General features: G+C 63.5%; 18 protein-coding genes and 1 pseudogene. 11 read left to right on the top strand and 8 right to left on the bottom strand.

The genetic code is table 11. From position 1 onward, the window contains the following. Positions 1–49: 49 nt before the first annotated feature. The 3 genes from RAD16_RS04060 to pncA all read right to left on the bottom strand — a co-directional run bounded on the left by RAD16_RS04060 (position 50) and on the right by pncA (position 3981). Entirely contained in the window at positions 50–2083 is a 2034-nt protein-coding gene (locus tag RAD16_RS04060) for an NAD(+) synthase (protein ID WP_458156587.1), read from the bottom strand. A gap of 139 nt (positions 2084–2222) precedes the next feature. Beyond that, positions 2223–3338: an alpha/beta fold hydrolase gene (locus RAD16_RS04055; RefSeq protein ID WP_458156586.1), complete on the bottom strand. Its 1116-nt coding sequence runs from the start codon at positions 3336–3338 to the stop codon at positions 2223–2225. Between the two features lie 16 nt (positions 3339–3354). Next, positions 3355–3981, bottom strand: a complete 627-nt coding sequence (gene pncA / locus RAD16_RS04050; RefSeq protein WP_458156585.1) for a bifunctional nicotinamidase/pyrazinamidase — start codon at positions 3979–3981, stop codon at positions 3355–3357. Positions 3982–4251: 270 nt separating this feature from the next. On the opposite strand from pncA, the gene glk reads away from it, so the two are divergent. From glk to RAD16_RS04035, 3 genes are all read left to right on the top strand, one after another. Further along, a complete protein-coding gene (gene glk, locus RAD16_RS04045) occupies positions 4252–5241 on the top strand; it encodes a glucokinase (RefSeq protein WP_458156584.1) in 990 nt (329 codons plus the stop codon). 138 nt (positions 5242–5379) lie between these two features. Beyond that, positions 5380–5583 (top strand): hypothetical protein, encoded by a 204-nt coding sequence (locus RAD16_RS04040; protein ID WP_458156583.1) that lies wholly within the window; start codon positions 5380–5382, stop codon positions 5581–5583. 148 nt (positions 5584–5731) lie between these two features. Then, entirely contained in the window at positions 5732–5887 is a 156-nt protein-coding gene (locus tag RAD16_RS04035) for a hypothetical protein (protein WP_458156582.1), read from the top strand. Between the two features lie 101 nt (positions 5888–5988). Here the strand turns inward: RAD16_RS04035 and RAD16_RS04030 are convergent, their stop codons facing one another. Together RAD16_RS04030 and RAD16_RS04025 are read right to left on the bottom strand one after the other, a co-directional pair. Next, positions 5989–6366: a response regulator gene (locus tag RAD16_RS04030; protein ID WP_458156581.1), complete on the bottom strand. Its 378-nt coding sequence runs from the start codon at positions 6364–6366 to the stop codon at positions 5989–5991. Between the two features lie 111 nt (positions 6367–6477). Continuing rightward, positions 6478–7302: a Spy/CpxP family protein refolding chaperone gene (locus RAD16_RS04025; RefSeq protein ID WP_458156580.1), complete on the bottom strand. Its 825-nt coding sequence runs from the start codon at positions 7300–7302 to the stop codon at positions 6478–6480. A 499-nt stretch (positions 7303–7801) separates the two neighbouring features. On the opposite strand from RAD16_RS04025, the gene RAD16_RS04020 reads away from it, so the two are divergent. The 6 genes from RAD16_RS04020 (at position 7802) to RAD16_RS03995 (ending at position 14069) form a co-directional block, all read left to right on the top strand. Then, entirely contained in the window at positions 7802–9145 is a 1344-nt protein-coding gene (locus RAD16_RS04020) for an ABC transporter substrate-binding protein (protein WP_458156579.1), read from the top strand. A 147-nt stretch (positions 9146–9292) separates the two neighbouring features. Then, a complete protein-coding gene (locus tag RAD16_RS04015; protein ID WP_458156578.1) occupies positions 9293–10231 on the top strand; it encodes a carbohydrate ABC transporter permease in 939 nt (312 codons plus the stop codon). Further along, complete coding sequence (locus tag RAD16_RS04010) at positions 10231–11142, top strand: carbohydrate ABC transporter permease (RefSeq protein WP_458156577.1); 912 nt, start codon at positions 10231–10233, stop codon at positions 11140–11142. Before RAD16_RS04015 ends, RAD16_RS04010 begins: the two co-directional genes overlap by 1 nt. Positions 11143–11162: 20 nt before the next feature. Next, positions 11163–12263: an ABC transporter ATP-binding protein gene (locus RAD16_RS04005; protein WP_458156576.1), complete on the top strand. Its 1101-nt coding sequence runs from the start codon at positions 11163–11165 to the stop codon at positions 12261–12263. 34 nt (positions 12264–12297) lie between these two features. Beyond that, the gene (locus tag RAD16_RS04000; RefSeq protein WP_458156575.1) at positions 12298–13287 is read left to right on the top strand and encodes a hydroxyacid dehydrogenase; all 990 of its coding nucleotides are present in this window, start codon (positions 12298–12300) and stop codon (positions 13285–13287) included. A 257-nt stretch (positions 13288–13544) separates the two neighbouring features. Beyond that, positions 13545–14069 (top strand): hypothetical protein, encoded by a 525-nt coding sequence (locus RAD16_RS03995; protein ID WP_458156574.1) that lies wholly within the window; start codon positions 13545–13547, stop codon positions 14067–14069. A gap of 41 nt (positions 14070–14110) precedes the next feature. On the opposite strand, the gene RAD16_RS03990 is transcribed toward RAD16_RS03995, so the two are convergent. Beyond that, positions 14111–14608, bottom strand: a complete 498-nt coding sequence (locus tag RAD16_RS03990; protein ID WP_458156945.1) for a DUF1993 domain-containing protein — start codon at positions 14606–14608, stop codon at positions 14111–14113. A gap of 125 nt (positions 14609–14733) precedes the next feature. On the opposite strand from RAD16_RS03990, the gene RAD16_RS03985 reads away from it, so the two are divergent. Continuing rightward, a complete protein-coding gene (locus tag RAD16_RS03985) occupies positions 14734–15516 on the top strand; it encodes a transporter substrate-binding domain-containing protein (RefSeq protein WP_458156573.1) in 783 nt (260 codons plus the stop codon). Positions 15517–15731: 215 nt separating this feature from the next. Here the strand turns inward: RAD16_RS03985 and RAD16_RS03980 are convergent. Then, positions 15732–16519 (bottom strand): annotated as a pseudogene (locus tag RAD16_RS03980) (SDR family oxidoreductase). Next, a complete protein-coding gene (locus tag RAD16_RS03975) occupies positions 16516–16845 on the bottom strand; it encodes a nuclear transport factor 2 family protein (RefSeq protein WP_458156572.1) in 330 nt (109 codons plus the stop codon). Before RAD16_RS03975 ends, RAD16_RS03980 begins: the two are co-directional and overlap by 4 nt. 128 nt (positions 16846–16973) lie before the next feature. On the opposite strand from RAD16_RS03975, the gene RAD16_RS03970 reads away from it, so the two are divergent. Then, complete coding sequence (locus tag RAD16_RS03970; protein ID WP_458156944.1) at positions 16974–17924, top strand: LysR family transcriptional regulator; 951 nt, start codon at positions 16974–16976, stop codon at positions 17922–17924. Positions 17925–17962 lie beyond the last annotated feature (38 nt).

The raw sequence follows: 17962 nt of genomic DNA, 5'->3' as shown, positions 1-17962 counted from the left end.
GTCGTTTTGGGCGGCCTGCCCGATCAGTCTTCCGGTCGATCCTGTCAGATCACTTCGGCACGTTCCGCTCGAGATCCTCGATCCATGCCGTCGCACTCGAATCCGACGGTGCGCGCCAGTCGCCGCGCGGCGACAATGAGCCGCCGGCCGAAACTTTCGGTCCGTTCGGCATCGCCGAGCGCTTGAACTGGCTGAACGCGAAGAAGCGACGCAAGAACACCTCCAGCCAGCGGCGGATCTCGGGAAGATCGTAGGCCCGGCGCTTGTCGCTCGGGAATGCCGGCGGCCATTCGCCCTTGGCGACATCCTTCCAGGCGTGCAGCGCCATGAAGGCGATCTTGGACGGCCGTAGGCCGAAGCGCAGCGTGTAGAACAGATTGAAATCCTGCAGCTCGTACGGGCCGACCGAAGCCTCCGTGCTCTGCGGCTTCTCGCCGGGCTTGACCGGAACCAGCTCGGGCGAGATTTCGGCCGACAGGATCGAGACCAGCGTCCGGTTGACGTCGTCACTGAACTGCTTCGAGGCGATCACCCAGCGTATCAGATGCTGGATCAGCGTCTTTGGCACCCCGGCGTTGACATTATAATGCGCCATCTGATCGCCTACGCCGTAGGTGCACCAGCCGAGCGCGAGTTCGGAGAGGTCGCCGGTTCCAATGACGATGCCGCCGTGATGGTTGGCGAGGCGGAACAGATAGTCGGTGCGCAGGCCCGCCTGCACGTTCTCGAAGGTGACGTCGTAGACCTTCTCGCCCTTGCCGAAGGGATGGCCGATGTCCTTCAGCATCTGCGTCGCGGTGGTGCGGATGTCGAGTTCCTGCCAGGTCGTCTGCAACGCCTTCATCAGCGCCAGCGCGTTGGTCTTGCTCTCGCTGCCGGTGGCAAAGCCCGGCATGGTGTAGGCCAGGATGTTTTCGCGCGGCAATCCGAGCAGATCGACCGCCTTGGCGGCAACGATCAGGGCGTGGGTGGAATCGAGGCCGCCCGAGACGCCGATCACGACGCGCTTGGTGCCGGTCGCGCGCATGCGCTGCACGAGGCCGGCGACCTGAATGTTGTAGGCCTCGTAGCAATCCTGCTCGAGCAGGCTCTCGTCGCTCGGCACGAACGGGAAGCGCTCGATCTTGCGCAGGAAGCCGATGTCGGCCGCGGGCGGTTTCAGGGCAAACGTGATCCTGCGATAGAAGCCTTCACGCTGCCGGCGATTGTCGTCGAACGTGCCCATCAGGGCGCGCTCCTGCCTGAGCAGGTCGAGATCGATGTCGGCGGTGGTGATCTGGCCGCCCTGGCGGAACCGCTCGCCCTCGGCCAGCAGCGCGCCGTTCTCATAGATCGAGGTCTGGCCGTCCCAGGCGAGATCGGTGGTGGATTCCCCTGCCCCCGCGGCGGAATAGACATAAGCTGCAAGGCAGCGCGCCGAACTCGACTGGCACAACAGCGCGCGCGAGCGCGCCCGGCCGATCGTGATCGGGCTACCCGAGAGATTGATCAGCACGCTGGCGCCGGCGAGCGCGAGCTCGGAGGCCGGCGTCACCGGGATCCACATGTCCTCGCAGATCTCGACGCCGACGGTCAGGCCCGGGACATCCTCGGCCGCAAACAACAGATCGGTGCCAAATGGCGCGTGCAGTCCGCCGAACGCGATCGTCTCGCCGGCGATGCCGGTGCCGGAGGCGAAATGCCGCCCTTCGTAGAATTCGCGGTAGGTCGGCAAATAGCTCTTGGGCACGACGCCGAGGACATTGCCGCGATGAATGACGACGGCGCAATTGTAGATGCGATGACCGAAGCGCAGCGGCGCGCCGACGATCAGCACGGTCATCAGCACTGAGGAGGCCTCGACGATCGAGGCGAGGCCGCGCTCGACCGCATCAAGCAGCGGATCCTGCTTCACGAGGTCTTCGATCGCATAGCCGGACAGGCCCAGCTCCGGGAATACGGCAACCGCGACCGACTGCTCGTGGCAGGCATTGGCCGCCGTCAGGATCGCGGTCGCATTGGCGGTGGGATCGGCCACGTGAGAGGTGGTCACGCAGGCCGCCACGCGGGCAAATCCGTGGGCGTAGATCGAGTGGAAAGTCATCCAGTACCCTTAAATCTCCTGGCGGCCGACCGTAGCCATCAGCTCCGGGCCATATGTAACCCATGAGCCCCGCCCCGTGCAGGCCATCCGCCATCATGCATAACGGAATTGCGCCCTCGCCGGTCCGGCGCCTGCGACGTCAGGCGCTGCGGGCCAGCACGCCGGACAGGTCGTCCCGCAGCCATTCGGCGACCCGGGGCCAGGCGTGCGCGTGGGTCCGCGCGCCCATGAACAGGCCAAGATGATTGCTCGGCTCGGAGGCCGCCGCAATGAAGGCCGGCGGCGTGCCGACCAGTCCGGCGGTGGCGAACGCCTGCGTCACCGGGACCACGTCGTCGTCGAGGCCGGCCAGCAGGAAGATAGGCGCCTTGACGTCCTTCAGGTCGATCCGGCGGCCGAGTGCGACGAAATTGCCGCCGGCAATCCGGTTCTCCCGGAAAATCCGGTTGACGATCTCGAGATAATACGTGCCGGGCAGGTCGAGCGTCTCCACGTTCCACTGGTCGAAGCGCGCGAGCAATGCCGCGCCCTCTTCGTCCGAGAGCTCCCGCTGCAAGGCGGCTGCGATATCCTCGCGGCTCGGCGCCTTCGACCAGACGCGCAGCATCTCCTCGCCGCTGACATTGCCGCCGCCGCGCGCGACGAGCTGGTCGTAGACCAGTTCGGGCGCATTGCGGGCGAGCCGGGAGAGCGAAGAATCAGTCGACAGGTCGACCGGCGCGCCGACCAAAACCAGCCGCCGCACCTTGGCCGGGAAGCGCGCCGCGTAGAGCAGCGACAGCCAGCCGCCCTGGCACAGGCCGACGAGATCGACCGGCGCACCGATCTCGTCGACGGCGACGTTGAGATCGGACAGGTAGCTGTCGATCGAGAGATAGCGCATGTCGGGCGTGGCCGAGCGCCAGTCAGTCAGATAGACCCGGTCGACGCCGCCATCCTGCAGCGACTGCACCACGCTATGGCCTGGTGCGAAGTCGGCGATCAGGGCGCGATGCAGCGCATAGGGCGCGCAGACCAGCACCGGCTGGCCGGACCGCGTCCGCGCGCAATCGCGCAGGCGCATGGTCGCAAGCTCGAGCGCCACCGTGCTCGGCGTCGTCCACGGCAGGCTGCTGTCGACGGGCTCGGCCGGTCCGCGCTCCATCCACCAGAAACAGGCATCCATGGCGAGCCGCGCCGCGGTCAACGGCCACAGCATCGGGTCGTCAGGGACGCGATCCGCTCTGCCCGGCTGTTTGCCTGTCTTGTCCACCACGTCTATCTCGCAACTCTCACAGGAATGCCTCGAAGCTGATCACGGAAATGCCGAGCTCGGCAAAACTCCGATGCGCCTCCGCCACCGAGCCGCCGAGGTCAATGCCGCGGCAGGCGTCCTCGATCACCACGACCTGAAAGCCCGCCTTGCGGGCGTCCTCTGCCGAGAAGCGGACGCAGAAGTCGAGCGCCAGTCCCGCGACGAAGACGGTCTTCAACTCGCGTTCGCGCAAATAGCCGAGCAGGCCGGTCGGCGTCGTCTTGTCGTTCTCGAACAGCGCCGAATAGGAATCGATACCGCGGCGAAAGCCCTTGCGCACCACCAGGCTCGCCCGGGTGACGTCCAGCTCCGCGTGGAATGCGGCGCCGGTCGTGCCCTGCACGCAATGCGTTGGCCAGAGCACCTGGGTGCCGTAGTCGAGCTCGATGGTCTGGAACGCCTGTTTGCCCGCATGGTTCGGCGCGAAAGAGACATGATCGCCCGGATGCCAGTCCTGGGTCAGCACCACATTGGTGAATTTTTGGGCGATGCGGTTGATCGCCGGCACGACTTTCTCACCGCCGGGAACGGCAAGCGCGCCGCCGGTGCAGAAGTCGTTCTGCACGTCGATCACCAGCAGCACATCGCGGTCGGAAATCTTCATCGCAGGGTCCCGCTTCATCGGCCCGGCACGAGGCGCGCCGAACGCTTCCGCCAATGTCGATCTTCCGGCGCGGCTTCGCAACCACCTGCCGCGTGCGGCGAGACCGCGCTGCCGGTCAAAGAGGCGTCAGGGTGCAACGGTTTGGCCTCGTCCGTGTTGACTAGGCGCGACCAAGCGCGGATTCTCAAACCGTCCGCGAGCTGCGGATCGGATCAGAAGCGGAGGCAAAAGGTTCCCGAGGGCCGACAAGGCCGCGGCAGCCACAGGGCCATGAGTATCGGCAAGACAGGACAAATTCTTCTCGCCGATATCGGCGGCACCAACGCTCGCTTCGCGCTGAGCCAAAACGACCCGGCTAACGGCGACCAGACCGGACCGATCGATTATGTGAAGGTCGCGGACTTCCCGACCGTCCGGGAAGCCATCGCCGACGTCCTGGCACGCAAGTCCGGGGCCGAGCGCCCCCAACGCGCCGTGCTGGCGGTCGCGGGTCCCGTCACCAACAATCGCTGCGTCATGACCAACAGCCCCTGGGTCATCGACGGCAACGAGCTCCAGCCGGCGCTCGGCTTCGACAGCGTCCACGTGCTCAACGATTTCGAGGTGGTGGCCTGGTCCCTGCCCGCCTTGCAGCCCGCCGACCTCATTCCGCTCGGCGGCCAGGATGGTCTCCCTGGCGAACCGCTCCTGGTGGTCGGGCCCGGAACCGGCTTTGGCGTCTCCTGCCTGGTCGAACGCCACGGGGCGCGGCTGGCCGTCGTCACCGAAGCAGGACACGCGACCCTCCCGGCGGAGAATGAGCGCGAGGAACGGGTCATCGCGTGCCTGCGCCGGCGCTTCTCCGGCCATGTCTCGATCGAGCGTGGCGCGCTGTCAGGCTCCGGCCTGCAAAGCCTCTACGAGGCTCTGGCGGAGGTCGAGGGCGCGCAGGTGCCGCACCGCGACGCGGCCGCCATCACCAAGGCGGCGCTAGATGGGACTTGCCCGATCAGCCTCGCGACGCTGGAGATGTTCTGCGCCATCCTCGGCTCCGTCGCCGGCAATCTCGCGGTGACCTTCGGCGCCCGCGGCGGTGTCTATATCGCCGGCGGGATCGCGCCGCGCTTTCCGGAATTCCTGGCGGCCTCGGCCTTCCGCGCGCGCTTCGAAGCGAAAGGACGCTTCCAGGATTACTTGCGCAACATCCCGACCCGGCTGGTGACGAAACCGGATGCGAGCTTTCTCGGACTGAGGATGTTTGCCGACCACAATCCGGATTGAGACGCGCGCACCCGCTGCGGTTCCAGTAATTCACAGCTGATTGCAGCGCACACACGGTTCCACGCGGGATCGTGCTTGCCCCTTTGTTTCCGATGAGAAACAATCCACGCGTGTGTGGCATAGTTGCGGGGGCGTGACATGCGTAAGCAGGATCTGGGTTTCGACTATCACCGCTATCACCGCCTGCTGTCCGAGGCGGACGATGAGGACAAGCGGCTCGCACTGATCGAGCTGTTGATCGAGGAAAAGGCGCGGGACCGGCTGGCCGCCCAGCGTGCCTCGGATCGCGCCGCCATGACGGCCCATACCATTGCCACGGTGCTGAGGAACGGTCGCGGCTGAGAGGCGCGACCGCCCCGGCGGCAGGTGCCGTTTATGCGCAGCGATTGCGATTCCGTTAACGATCCCTCGCAAGCTCGTATCAAACTTTTTGCTCTAAGAGTTCCCTCACCTGATGCAATTCAGGATCAACACAAAGGGGGGAATGAACATGAGCATGATTTCGCTCGCCGCGATGCCGGCTGTCGTCGAAACGCGTTTTGCTGATTCTTCGTTCAAGACCATCTTGCTGCTCTGCTGCGCGGGCCTGGTCGCCTCGTTCGCCCTGATGGCGCGCGGCATCGATCTCAGCCCCGGCCTGATGTAAGGCCATCTCGGATATCCCCGGAATCAAATGGCCGCCCCTGATGGGCGGCCATTTTCGTTGGGATATAGCGCGGCGCCTTCGCCCAGCGCCTCTGCCCTCGCTCAGTGCGGCGTCTTCGGCGTGGCTTCCGGAAACAGCGAATCGATCATCGCCTTGAGCTGATCGATCGAAATCGGCTTGCGCAGGATCGGCCGGCGGCGGAGCAAGGACGGCAGCAATTCCGGCCCGTAGCCGGTGGCGAACAGGAACGGCTTGCCGCGGCGCTCGATCAGATCGGCGACGGGATCGACGTAGAGTCCCATCAGATTGATGTCGAGGATCGCGAAATCATATTGCGCGGTCATCGCGAAGGCGCTCGCGTCCCGGACATTGTCCGCTTCCGCGACGACGTGGTGGCCGAGCTCTTCCACCATGTCGGCGATCATCATCCGGATCAACGCCTCGTCTTCGACCAGGAAAACGGAGAGTCCGTCCGCCATATCAACCCCGCAGTCAGCTTGCGAAGCTAATCATAACCGAATTGCGGAGAGGATTCACGAATTCGTGGCGGGCGCCGTTAATTCAGGCGCCCGCAATCCGATTCAACTTGATCAATCCAGCCCGCGCTCGTGGCTGAGGCGGACCATCTCCTGGATGAACACCTGCTTCTGCTTGTCATCGAGGCTCGAATAGAGCGGTTCGGCGGCGTCGGCGACATTGCGCTGGTCGGCGGCCCGGTCGATCAGGAATTGCGACTCGTTGCGCATCTGCTCGATGATGTCGTCGGGTGGATCGCGCTTGGCGCGCGCAATCCGCAGGTTGAGCCGCTCTGCACCATTATGCCCCAGGTAGTGCATGGCGCTGGAAAACCCGAACCAGTGCTTCTCCTGATCGGGCGTGAGGTTCAGCTCGGCCTTGATCCGCTCGATATAGGAATCGCTGTTGGCGACGATCTGTTCGGCGGTCTGCTGCGGCGCGCCGGGCTGGGTGAGGACCGTGACGTCCTTATTGTCCTGGCTGTCCTGCGGCGATGCGTTCTTGGCTTCCTTGGTCGCCTTGGCGCCCTTGCCCGCCTTGGCGTTGTCCTTGGCACCCTCCTTTGAGCTCTTGGCGTCCTTGTCCTTGCCGGTGCCCTGCTTGGCGTCCTTGGCCGCGTCCTTGTTGGCGTCTTTGGCCGCCGGCTGCGCCTGGTTGCCGTTATTGTTGTTGACGCCGAGCACGCCGGTGAAGACGCCGACGACACCGCCGATCGCACCGCCGAGCACGCCGCCGACGGGCCCCGCCGCCTTGTTCCCGGCCGCCGCTCCGTCCTGAACGCCCTTGACCAGGCCCTGGGCATTCGCCACCGCGGCTGCGCCAAGCAACAGTGCGAGCACCGATCCCAGCGCAAGCCATCGTCGCAGATGAAGCCGCGCGGGCGGCGCCGGGTTGATCATTCTGGTCTCCATCGTCGTCCTGAATCGTCGTTCTGATTGACCCTGTCGGGTGGAAGCCACCCGCTGGTTGCAACTCTACCGTTTCCGCCGCGTCGAGGTCCAGCCACAGTCAATTGCTGTCCACGCCCGAAAAGTCTTTCGCGCGAAGCGGTTATCTAGGCTTATTCGAAACTGCGGCGTAATTGCGCACGGACTGTTCCTCGCGGGCTTGCGCGATGTGTGCGTCGCAAAAGAGGCGTACGCGTCCCGCGCACGACGTGCAGCGGTTTCGGGCACAACGTTAGTTCTAGACGATGGCCATTCGGATTTCTCGACAGATGCGATCAATCATGATCTGATCGCGCTACCAATTTGCCGCGCGTCGCGTGATTTGCATCGAAGCTGACGGCATCAAAAAGAAACGTCCGGGAAGAAACGCCAACAAGAAAATCAAAAACGAAACTCAGGAATGCAAGAGGAAATGACAGAACAATAAAACACACCAAGGTGAGGAAACGAGATGTCACGCAAGACACTGACGCGACGTCAATTTGTAGCTGCCACTGCAATGTCCTCCACGGCGCTGATCGCGGCGCCCTATGTCCGAGGCGCTTACGCCGCCGGCAAACTCTCGATCGGCTTCTGGGACCACTGGGTGCCCGACGCCAACAAGGCCTCCACCGCTCTCGTCAATGAATGGGCTGCGAAGGAGAAGGTCGAAGTTTCCATCGACTACATCACCAGCCAGGGCAACAAGCTCCTCCTGACGATGGCCGCCGAAGCGCAGGCAAAATCCGGTCACGATATCCTGTCGTCTCAGATCGGCTGGCAACCGCACGCCTATGACGATTTGCTTGAACCGGTCAATGACGTCATGGAGCCGGTCATCAGGCAGAACGGCGAGGTGAACGGCACGGTCAAGTATCTCGGTCAGTCCGGCAGCAAATGGCTCGCCGTGCCCGGGACCGCTGGCAGTCAGATCAAAGGTCCCTGCTCGCGTATCGATCTGATGAAGAAATACGCGAATATCGATGTACAGGAAATGTATCCGGCCGGTTCACCGCCCAAGGCCGACAACTGGACGATGGATACATTCCTCAAGGCGGCCGAAGCCTGCCAAAAGGGCGGCTTCGCCTTCGGCATCGGCCTTGGCACGACCCCGGACAACATCGACACCGCGGGCGCGATCTTCCAGTCGTTCGGTGCCGAGCTCGTCAATGCCAAGGGCGAGCTGACCGTGAAGACCGACGCGGTTCGCCAGGCTCTCGAGTACTACAAGAAGCTGATCGCCTTCCTGCCGCCGGATGCACCCTCGTGGGATGACGCCTCGAACAACAAATGGCTGATTTCCGGCCGAGGCGCGCTGATCATGAACCCGCCCAGCGCCTGGGCGGTGGCCAAGCGCGACGCACCGCAGGTCGCCGAGCAGTGCTGGACGCACGGCATGCCCTCCGGTCCAAAGGGCCGCTTTGCGCCTTTCCAGCCGTTCTTCTGGAGCATCTGGAAATTCTCCAAGAACAAGGAAGCAGCCAAGAGCCTGCTTAGCCACCTGTCGCAGCCATCCTCGATCGAAAAGTTTGTTCAGGCGAGCGGCGGCTACGATCTGCCGGCGTACGCAAATATGACAACACTGAAGACTTGGGCCGAGGAAGGGCCCCCGAAGGGCACTCTCTATCACTATCCGAACCCCTACAATCATCAGACGTTGTCGATTGCGGCCGCGCCGGCGCCGCCAAAGATTGCGGAGCAGATCTACAATCAGGCGACGCTGACCAAGATGGTGCTCCGCTACGCTCAAGGCGAGAAGATGGAAGATACGCTCGCCTGGGCCGAGGGCGAGTGCGAGGGCTTCATGCGGACCTGAGGCGGGTGTGTGCCATGGCGGTTCATGCTCACGGGCATGAGCCGCCAAGGCGCGGCTCCAGTCCGTCGCATGACAACGAAGCCGACCCGTCGCCGGCTTCGCCGTTGAACCTTCCGTCGGAATGTCTGCCCGAGAAAGTCTGATCCAATGGCCGATGTCGTCGTTGAGCAAGGTCGCCTCGCCAGTTCCGCGCACCCGCGAAAAGCTGCGGGCCTGCGCAATCTGCTGGGCCGGAAATCGACGGTGGCGTTCTTCCTGACGCTGCCCCTGATCCTCGTGATCGTGCTGCTGGTGCTCTATCCCGCCTTCTATTCGCTCTATCTGGCGACGCTGAACAAGGCGATGACGAAATTCGTCGGCCTCGGCAATTTCACCTTCCTGTTCAAGCGCGAGACGTTCTGGATGGTGGTGAAGCAGTCCTGCATCTTCGCCGTCACGGCGGTGATCTTCAAGGCGCTGATCGGCTTCATCGTCGCGCATTTCGTCCACAACATTCCCGGCAAGAAGCAGCGCAAATGGCGCGGCATGCTGCTGGTGCCCTGGGTGATTCCGCCGGCGATGAGCACGCTGGCCTGGCTCTGGCTGTTCGATCCCTCCTACAGCGCCTTCAACTACACGCTCTCCTTCTTCGGCGTCGGTCCGATCCCCTGGCTCGGTGAGACCTCCTGGGCGCGCTTCTCCGTCATCCTCGTCAATGTCTGGTACGGCGCGCCGTTCTTCCTGATCATGTATCTGGCCGCACTCAAATCGGTTCCCGACCAGCTCTATGAAGCGGCCGCGATCGACGGGGCCAATTGGTGGCAGAAAATCTGGTACGTCACGCTGCCGATGATGCGCAACATCATCGCCATCACCACGCTGTTCTCGCTGATCGTCACCTTCGCCAATTTCGACATCGTGCGCATCCTGACCGCGGGCGGGCCGCTGGATACGACTCACCTGTTCGCCACCTGGGCGTTCCAGGTCGGCATCCAGAGCAGCGACATCCCGCTCGGCGCCTGCGTCTCGCTGTTCATGGTGCCGATCCTCGCCGTCGCGGCGATCTTCATCCTGCGCGACGTCTCTAAACGCGGGAACGAAGCCTGATGAGCACACTCACGATCGACAAGGCCGGACCGAGCCGCAAGGTCAAGTACGGCAGCATGAGCCGGGATCGCGTCTGGGCGCTGCGCTGGTCCTACTTCTTCCTGGTGCTGTTCGCGATCTTCTTCCTGACGCCGCCGGTCTACATGCTGATCACCTCGCTCAAGAGCAGCGCGGAGATTTCGGCGGCGACCAATCCGTGGTGGGTGTTTCACCCGACGCTATCGAACTACGTCGAGCTGCTGACCTCGAACCAGTTCCTGCGCTTTTTCTGGAACTCTTCGATCATCTCGATCGTGGTCGTGATGGTCACCATGCTGATCAGCATCCCCGCGGCGTTCGCGCTGGCGCGGATGAAGTTCTGGGGCTCGGCGACGCTCGCCACCGGCGTCTTCCTCACCTATTTGGTTCCGGACAGCCTGCTGTTCATTCCGCTGTTCAAGATGCTTGCGGTGATCCAGGAGTTTACCGGCATTACGCTATTGAACCGCTGGTATGTGCTGGTATTCATCTATCCGACCCTGACGGTGCCGTTCTGCACCTGGATCATGATCGGCTATTTCGCCTCGATCCCGAAGGAACTCGACGAGGCCGCGATCATCGACGGCGCCTCCTGGCTGCAGACCCTGCTGCGGATCTTCATTCCGGTGGCCCTGCCAGGGCTGATCGCGGCGACGATCTTCGCCTTCACGGTGTCCTGGGCCCAGTTCCTCTATCCCCTGGTGTTCACGACGTCGGTGGACCAGCTGGTGCTGCCGGTCGGCATCACGACGACGCTGATCAAGGGCGACGTCTTCAACTGGGGACAGATCATGACCGGCGCGCTGCTCGGCGCGGCGCCGCCGTTGGTCATCTATGCCTTCCTGATGGACTACTACATTGCCGGCCTGACCGCCGGCGCGACAAAGGGTTGATACCGAGAGGTTCAGGTTAAATGGCTGACGTTTCCCTGCGGAAGGTGATCAAGCGTTACGACGATGTCGAAGCAGTTCGCGGCATCGACCTGGATATCGCCGACCATGAGTTCATCGTGCTGGTCGGGCCCTCCGGCTGCGGCAAGTCGACCACGCTGCGCATGATCGCGGGCCTCGAGGATATCAGCGACGGCGACATCATGATCGGCGGCGACGTCGTCAACGACGTGCCGCCGAAGGACCGCGACATCGCAATGGTGTTCCAGAACTACGCGCTCTACCCGCACATGACGGTCGCCGAGAACATGTCGTTCGGGCTGCGGCTGAAGCACTATCCCAAGGCCGAGATCAAGGCGCGGGTGACGGAGGCCGCCCGCCTGCTCGACATCACCGATTTGATCGACCGCAAGCCGAAGCAGCTCTCCGGCGGCCAGCGCCAGCGCGTCGCGATGGGCCGCGCCATCGTGCGCAATCCGAAGGTCTTCCTGTTCGACGAGCCGCTGTCCAATCTCGACGCCAAGCTGCGCGTGCAGATGCGGATCGAGATCAAGAAGGTGCACCAGAAGGTGCGCACCACCACGGTCTACGTCACCCACGACCAGGTCGAGGCGATGACGCTCGCCGACCGCGTGGTTGTCATGAACAAGGGTCGCATCGAGCAAATCGGCACGCCGAACGAGCTCTACCACAAGCCGGCGACACGCTTCGTCGCGGGCTTCATCGGCTCGCCCGCCATGAATTTCATTCCGTGCCGGCTGGAGGACGTCGGCGGCGCACTTCAGATCCGCCTCACCGACCGCATCGCTTTTACACTGCCGCCTGCTCGCGCCGCGCGCTACAACGCGCTGCCGCGCACCGACAGACTGCTGCTCGGCCTCCGGCCCGAGCACCTCACCGAGTCGCATGCCCATCTGGGGCCGGGGGTCGAGACCTTCGACACCGTGCTCGATGTCACCGAGCCGATGGGGATGGAGACGCTGGTGTATTTCGGGCTCGAGGGCACGCCGGTCTGCGGCCGAGTCGATCCCAATGCCGGCGCCAAGGACGGGGCTCCCATGCGTTTGGCGATGGACCTCAACAATATGCACCTGCTAAACGAGGAGACCGGCGTCGTGCTGTGACGCCGGCTCAAGAAACGCAAGCAGGCAGGGAGCGATGGCGACCAACAAGAAGAAGATTTTCGTTACACAAACTTTGTCGCAAGGGGCACGCGCCCTCCTCACCCAGCGGGACGATATCGAGCTCATCGAGTTTCCGAACCTGATCTCGGCCAAGGATTTCGAGGCCCTGCTGAAGAGTCATGCGCCGGTCCACGGCGTCGCGCTCGGCGCCACCGCGTTCGGCGAGACCGAGCTCGAGGCGTCCAGGGACATGAAGGTGGTGACCCGCATCGGCGTCGGCTACGACGCCGTCGACGTGCCCGCCCTCTCCCGCCGCAAGGTGCCGCTGATGGTCGCGGGCAGCGCGAACTCGCCGTCCGTTGCCGAGCAGGCGCTGTTCATGATGCTGAATCTGGCCAAGCGCGCCAACGAGATGCACGCCTGCGTCAAGGACGGCCAATGGGCCAACCGGCTCGGCATGCTGCCGTTCGACCTCTACGGCAAGACCGTGCTGATCATCGGCTTCGGCCGTATCGGCAGCCGCACCGCCAAGCGCTGCCTGGCGATGGAAATGAACGTGCAGGTCTACGATCCCTACAAGCCGGCCGGCGACATCAAGGCCGCCGGCTGCGAGCCGGTCACTGACCTCGACGCCGCGCTGCCCAACGCCGATTTCGTCACCATCCACTGCCCGAAGACGCCCGAGACCGTCGGCCTGTTCGATGCGGCGCGGATCGGCCGGATGAAGCCGAAATCCTACCTCATCAACACCGCACGCGGCGGCATCGTGAAGGAAGCCGCGCTGTACGATGCGCTGACCTCAGGCAAGCTCGCCGGCGCCGGCATCGACGTGTTCGAGGTCGAGCCGCCGCCGGTCAGCAACGCGCTGTTCGCGCTGCCCAACGTCATCATGGCCCCGCACGTCGCCGGCGTGACCGTCGAGGCCGTGAGCCGCATGAGCGAGCAGACCGCGCGCAACATCCTGAGTGTGCTGGACGGCGATCCCATCCGCCAGAACATCATCAATCAGGACGTGCTGGGCTGAAAAACCGAAGGACGGACGGCTAGAGCGCGATGAATCCTTATCGCGCTTTAGCTTATTGTTTGAGCATGACTTTTTCGGAGAACCGCTGCGTACTTTTCCGGATGATGCCTGGTCCGCGCGCCTTCGGAACGCCAGAAAGCGTCCCATTTTGGTGCAGATCGGGCCCCAACTCAGCCTTAATCAAATCCGCGTAATATATGCGGCCGCGGCGGCAGTGGGACAGACTAGCCGGCCGCGTCGAGTTGGAGGATGGACCCTTGTCAGAGATCGACCCGACCGACACCGCGCTGGCGACCATCGCGAGCATTCTGGAGCATCCCGAGCCGGCCCTCGTCGTTCGCGAAACCGAGATCATTCGCGAGACCGAGATCGTGGTCGTCGGTGAACATCCGGCCGACGAAGAACATCACGTCGTCGAAGAACATCACATGGTCGACGAGCATGACCCGGTCGACCAGCATGACGAGCATCCGGTGATCGACGAGCAGCCGCTGGTGCCTGACCACACCGACGCCGACGGCTACAGCAAGGTCGGCCCCGGTCCGATGGTTGCGATCCGCCTGAAATGGACAGTCCATCGCGGCGACGACGGCCAGTACTACGTCCACGAGACCATCGGCGAGCAGTCCGCTCCCGTGGTCAGCGGCCCCATGACGAGCGAAGCCGCCGTGCATTTCGTCGACGAGCACGAGGACGAGGCACATCGGCGCTTCGAGCTGCTGCGCAGCGAGATCGCCGGCCGCAGTTCGCTCGCCGACTACGAGCGCAAGGGCGAAGCGTAAGCAGCCCGAATTCTGAGCATGATCCCTTGTCGGATCATGCTCTACTTCCTGCCCAGAAAGTCCTTCTTCACAAGCTCGACGCCCGCGTGCCGCAACAGGTCGTACGCGGTCGTGACGTGAAAGAAGAACTGCGGGATGCAGTTGACGAGCAGCAGCGTCCGCCCGGTATAGGGCAGTCCGGTCCCGTCCTTCAGCCTCCAGACGACCTTCAGTTCAGCGGCCGCGTCGATCTCGGCGCGCGGCAGGCTCTCGATGAATTCGAGCGACGTCGCAATCCGCGCTTGGAGGCCGGCCATGTCGTGCTCCAGCACCGGCAGCGCGAGCGGCTCGCGGCCTGCCAGCAAGGCTGAGGTGACCGTGGCGTGGCGGCAGGCCTCGCCCACCTGCTGCGCGAGATCGTACATGTTCGGCGCCAGCCGCATGCCGAGCAGAACAGCCGGGTCGAATTTGCGCTTCTCGGCATAGGCGACGCCCTTGTCGAGCAGGACGGACAGGTTGCGCAGGTAAGGCACGAAGAGGCCGACCGAGGCCTCGTACATCGAGATCGTCACGTCACAATTCCCTTCAATTCCGTCTCGCCAGCGGCTGGCATCTGGTCTAAATCCACCCTGACGAGCTGCACAATGACAGCTCGGGCATGGGTGGAAAAGACATGATCGTTCGAATGACTGTTCGAATCCTGGCGGCTTTGGCCGTGATGGCGCTGGCAAACCTTTCGGCTCACGCGCAGCAGGCGGTGCCCTCGCGCCTCGACGAGATCATGAAGCGCGGCACGCTGCGCGTCGGCATGACCGGCGACTACAAGCCCTTTACCTATCTGGACAAGACCACCCAGCAGTTCTCCGGCTTCGACGTCGACATGGCCGAGGCGCTCGGCAAGGCGCTCGGCGTCAAGGTCGAGTACGTCGCCACGGCCTGGCCAAAGCTGATGAAGGATTTCGAGGCCGACCAGTTCGACATCGCCATGGGCGGCGTCTCGGTCACGCTCGACCGGCAGAAGAAGGGCTACTTCACGATGCCGATCATGCGCGAGGGCAAGACGCCGATCACGCGCTGCGCGGACGTCGGCAAGTACCAGAGCATCGCCGACATCGACAAGAAGGGCACCCGCGTCATCGTCAATCCCGGCGGCACCAATGAGCGCTTCGCCCGCGCCAACATCAAGGATGCCGAGATCACCGTCTTCGCCGACAACACCGTGATCTTCGACGAGATCGCCAAGGGCAATGCCGATTTGATGATGACCGACGCCTCCGAGACCCGCTACCAGCAGAAGCAGCATTCAGGCGTGCTCTGCGCGGTGCATCCGGAAAAACCGTTCGACTTCTCCGAGAAGGCCTACTGGCTCCAGCGCGACATGGTGTTCAAGGCCTTCGTCGACCAGTGGCTGCATATCTCCATGGAAGACGGCAGCTACAAGAAGATCTACGCCGCCTGGTTCGATTAGGGCGTGTACTCATAAATAAGGCGCTTAGTTTGAGCGCTCTTGATGTCCGCTCATTCCTCAACAGCGGCACAGGAGCGGTCGTCACGGCATGTCTCAGAAGGGTCCAGCAGCGGACATCCGTTCTAAGGTCGGAGAGCAAAGTTGGGACAATCAGGCCATGGCATGCGTCTGTTCACGTTAGGCCAACTCGGCCAAGCGTGAACGAATCCCTTTGATCAGACGGTCGGGACGGTGCCGCCGTCGATAACAAACTCAGAGCCGTGGATCGAGGCGGCGCGATCCGAGGCCAAGTAGGCGATGACGTCGGCGACCTGATAAGGTTCGGCCGCACGCCCGATGGAAATCCCGCCCAGACTGTCGAGGACGACTTGCCGCGCCTGCTCGATCGTACCGCCATTGGCGGCCTGAATGCGCCTCAGCAGGTCGACGGAGGACTCGGTCATGATCCAGCCGGGGGAGACGACGTTGACCCGCACGCTCTTCGGTCCCAGCTCCTTGGAGATCGACTTGCTGTAGGTTCTGAGCGCGGCCTTGGCAGCGGCGTAGGCGGTAGTCGCCTCGGCAGAGGCAGGACCGACTGGATGGAGGTGACGTGCACCACCGCGCCCGCGCCGCGTTCGATCATCTGCGGAATCAGGAGGCGGTCGAGGCGGACCGTGGCCAGCAGGTTCAGGTTTAGTTCGGAGAGCCAGTGGTCGTCCGTCAGGGCCACAAAGCCGCCGCCCGGCGTGGACGAACCGCCGATCACATGGGCCAGGATGTCGACCCCGCCCAGACGCTCGAGCGCCGCCTTGGCCAAGCTTTCCCCGCCCTCGGCCGTCGTCAGGTCCGCCTGGACAAACTCGACGCCATCGATGGGCTCCAGGGTTCCGCGGGCGGAAGTGATCACCCGGGCCCCGCCGGCGCGGAAGCGGTCGACGGTGGCACGGCCCAGACCTTTGGTGCCACCGCTGATGAGCACGCGCTTGCCCGCGAACTCGGTCGGATCAGCCTTGATGGTCATGCCGTGATCTCCAGGGCCTCGATGGCGTCGTCTTCTAGCGTGAAGCGGTAGGTGAAGCGGATCGGGCTGCCCTTGAAGTCGCCATGGCCGGGACCTTCGACGACGACCTGGCCGTCTTCGTGCCGGACGGTGTCCGGCGTGAAAATCGCCTTCGCCCCGACCACCGCCTCTTCAAGCAAATGCTTTATTTCGGCGTGCCCCCGAAGAACGGCGCCGTTATCGCGAAGGATGGCGTCGGCTGCGAAGGGTGTCAGCATGCCGTCAACATCGAGACGGGCGTTCGCGGCCACATACGCGGCGATCGGGGATGGAAGTTCGAGCGTCATTGTTCTTGTCCTGCTTGCTGCGCTCGCAGCCGCGGCGGCTGCAAGTTCGGTTGCCAGCGAAGATAGCGATGGACATCTGGCGCGATAATCGGGACAATTCGGGATGTGTCATCACGAAAATCGGAACAATGTTGCAGAGCAGCCTGAACGAATTGGACGCAGTGCTCATGGTCGCCCGCCGGGGCAAGTTTCGCACGGCTGCGCTTGAGCTCGGGGTTTCAACGACCGCGCTCAGCAACGCGGTCGGAAAGCTGGAGCGCACGCTCGGCGTCCGGCTCTTCAACCGGACGACGCGAAGCGTCTCCTTGACAGAGGCAGGTCAGCGGTTCGTCGCACAAGTCGCTCCTGCCGTGCAGGACATTCATGAGGCGATGGAGGTTGCGCGCTCTCAACAAGCCACGCCTTCGGGCACACTGCGCATCAATGCGTTTCCGACAGCGGCGCGGGAAATCTTCTCGTGGCTTGTCCTACCGTTTCTCCGAACGCACCCTCAGGTTCACATCGACATCGTCACAGAGGGGCGCCTAGTGGACATTGTCGCGGGCGGCTTTGACCTCGGCGTCCGTAGCTCAGATCTTGTGCCAGTCGACATGATCGCACTCCCATTGGGGGTCGCGCGGCGCAGTGTTGTGGTGGGAACACCGAGCTATTTGAAGTCGCACGGGACGCCCCTGATCCCCCAGGATCTCGCCGAGCATTCCTGTCTCCGCGTCCGGCTTCCCGATGGTGCAATCTACCGCTGGCCGTTCGAGAAGGACGGACAATCGGTCCATATCGACGTCGAGGGTCCCATCACCCTCGACGAAGCGAGCCTCGCGCGCACCGCGGCCCTCGCTTCCGTCGGTCTCACCCTGGCGATGGAGTCCGACGTGCGAGACGACATCGAGGCAGGTCGCCTTGTGCCCGTGCTCGAGGATTGGACGCCCATTCGGTCGCCGTTGAGCCTCTACTATCCGAGCCGACGCAACCCGACCGCCGGGTTCAAGGCGTTCGTCGATTTCGCTCGGCGGCAAAGTGGGGCCAGCATTACCCGACGCACAGATCCGAAAGCGCCAGTAACGGACATTCGAGCGCTGTAAATTCAAAGTCGGTTATGGGTCACCAGCGGTAATGCTCC

Source organism: Bradyrhizobium sp. 18BD (assembly GCF_054185225.1).
Note: the sequence above shows the minus strand (reverse complement) of the source record. Positions and strands in the feature narration are given on the sequence as shown.

Bases quoted from the DNA above. Each gene is read 5' to 3' on its own strand.
- RAD16_RS04010 (WP_458156577.1), top strand. From the start codon at position 10,231: ATGAGCACACTCACGATCGACAAGGCCGGACCGAGCCGCAAGGTCAAG.
- RAD16_RS03985 (WP_458156573.1), top strand. From the start codon at position 14,734: ATGACTGTTCGAATCCTGGCGGCTTTGGCCGTGATGGCGCTGGCAAAC.
- RAD16_RS03990 (WP_458156945.1), bottom strand. From the start codon at position 14,608: ATGTACGAGGCCTCGGTCGGCCTCTTCGTGCCTTACCTGCGCAACCTG.
- RAD16_RS04035 (WP_458156582.1), top strand. From the start codon at position 5,732: ATGAGCATGATTTCGCTCGCCGCGATGCCGGCTGTCGTCGAAACGCGT.
- RAD16_RS04025 (WP_458156580.1), bottom strand. From the start codon at position 7,302: ATGATCAACCCGGCGCCGCCCGCGCGGCTTCATCTGCGACGATGGCTT.
- RAD16_RS04020 (WP_458156579.1), top strand. From the start codon at position 7,802: ATGTCACGCAAGACACTGACGCGACGTCAATTTGTAGCTGCCACTGCA.
- RAD16_RS03970 (WP_458156944.1), top strand. From the start codon at position 16,974: ATGTTGCAGAGCAGCCTGAACGAATTGGACGCAGTGCTCATGGTCGCC.
- RAD16_RS03975 (WP_458156572.1), bottom strand. From the start codon at position 16,845: ATGACGCTCGAACTTCCATCCCCGATCGCCGCGTATGTGGCCGCGAAC.
- RAD16_RS04015 (WP_458156578.1), top strand. From the start codon at position 9,293: ATGGCCGATGTCGTCGTTGAGCAAGGTCGCCTCGCCAGTTCCGCGCAC.
- RAD16_RS04040 (WP_458156583.1), top strand. From the start codon at position 5,380: ATGCGTAAGCAGGATCTGGGTTTCGACTATCACCGCTATCACCGCCTG.
- glk (WP_458156584.1), top strand. From the start codon at position 4,252: ATGAGTATCGGCAAGACAGGACAAATTCTTCTCGCCGATATCGGCGGC.
- RAD16_RS04000 (WP_458156575.1), top strand. From the start codon at position 12,298: ATGGCGACCAACAAGAAGAAGATTTTCGTTACACAAACTTTGTCGCAA.
- pncA (WP_458156585.1), bottom strand. From the start codon at position 3,981: ATGAAGATTTCCGACCGCGATGTGCTGCTGGTGATCGACGTGCAGAAC.
- RAD16_RS04060 (WP_458156587.1), bottom strand. From the start codon at position 2,083: ATGACTTTCCACTCGATCTACGCCCACGGATTTGCCCGCGTGGCGGCC.
- RAD16_RS04030 (WP_458156581.1), bottom strand. From the start codon at position 6,366: ATGGCGGACGGACTCTCCGTTTTCCTGGTCGAAGACGAGGCGTTGATC.
- RAD16_RS04005 (WP_458156576.1), top strand. From the start codon at position 11,163: ATGGCTGACGTTTCCCTGCGGAAGGTGATCAAGCGTTACGACGATGTC.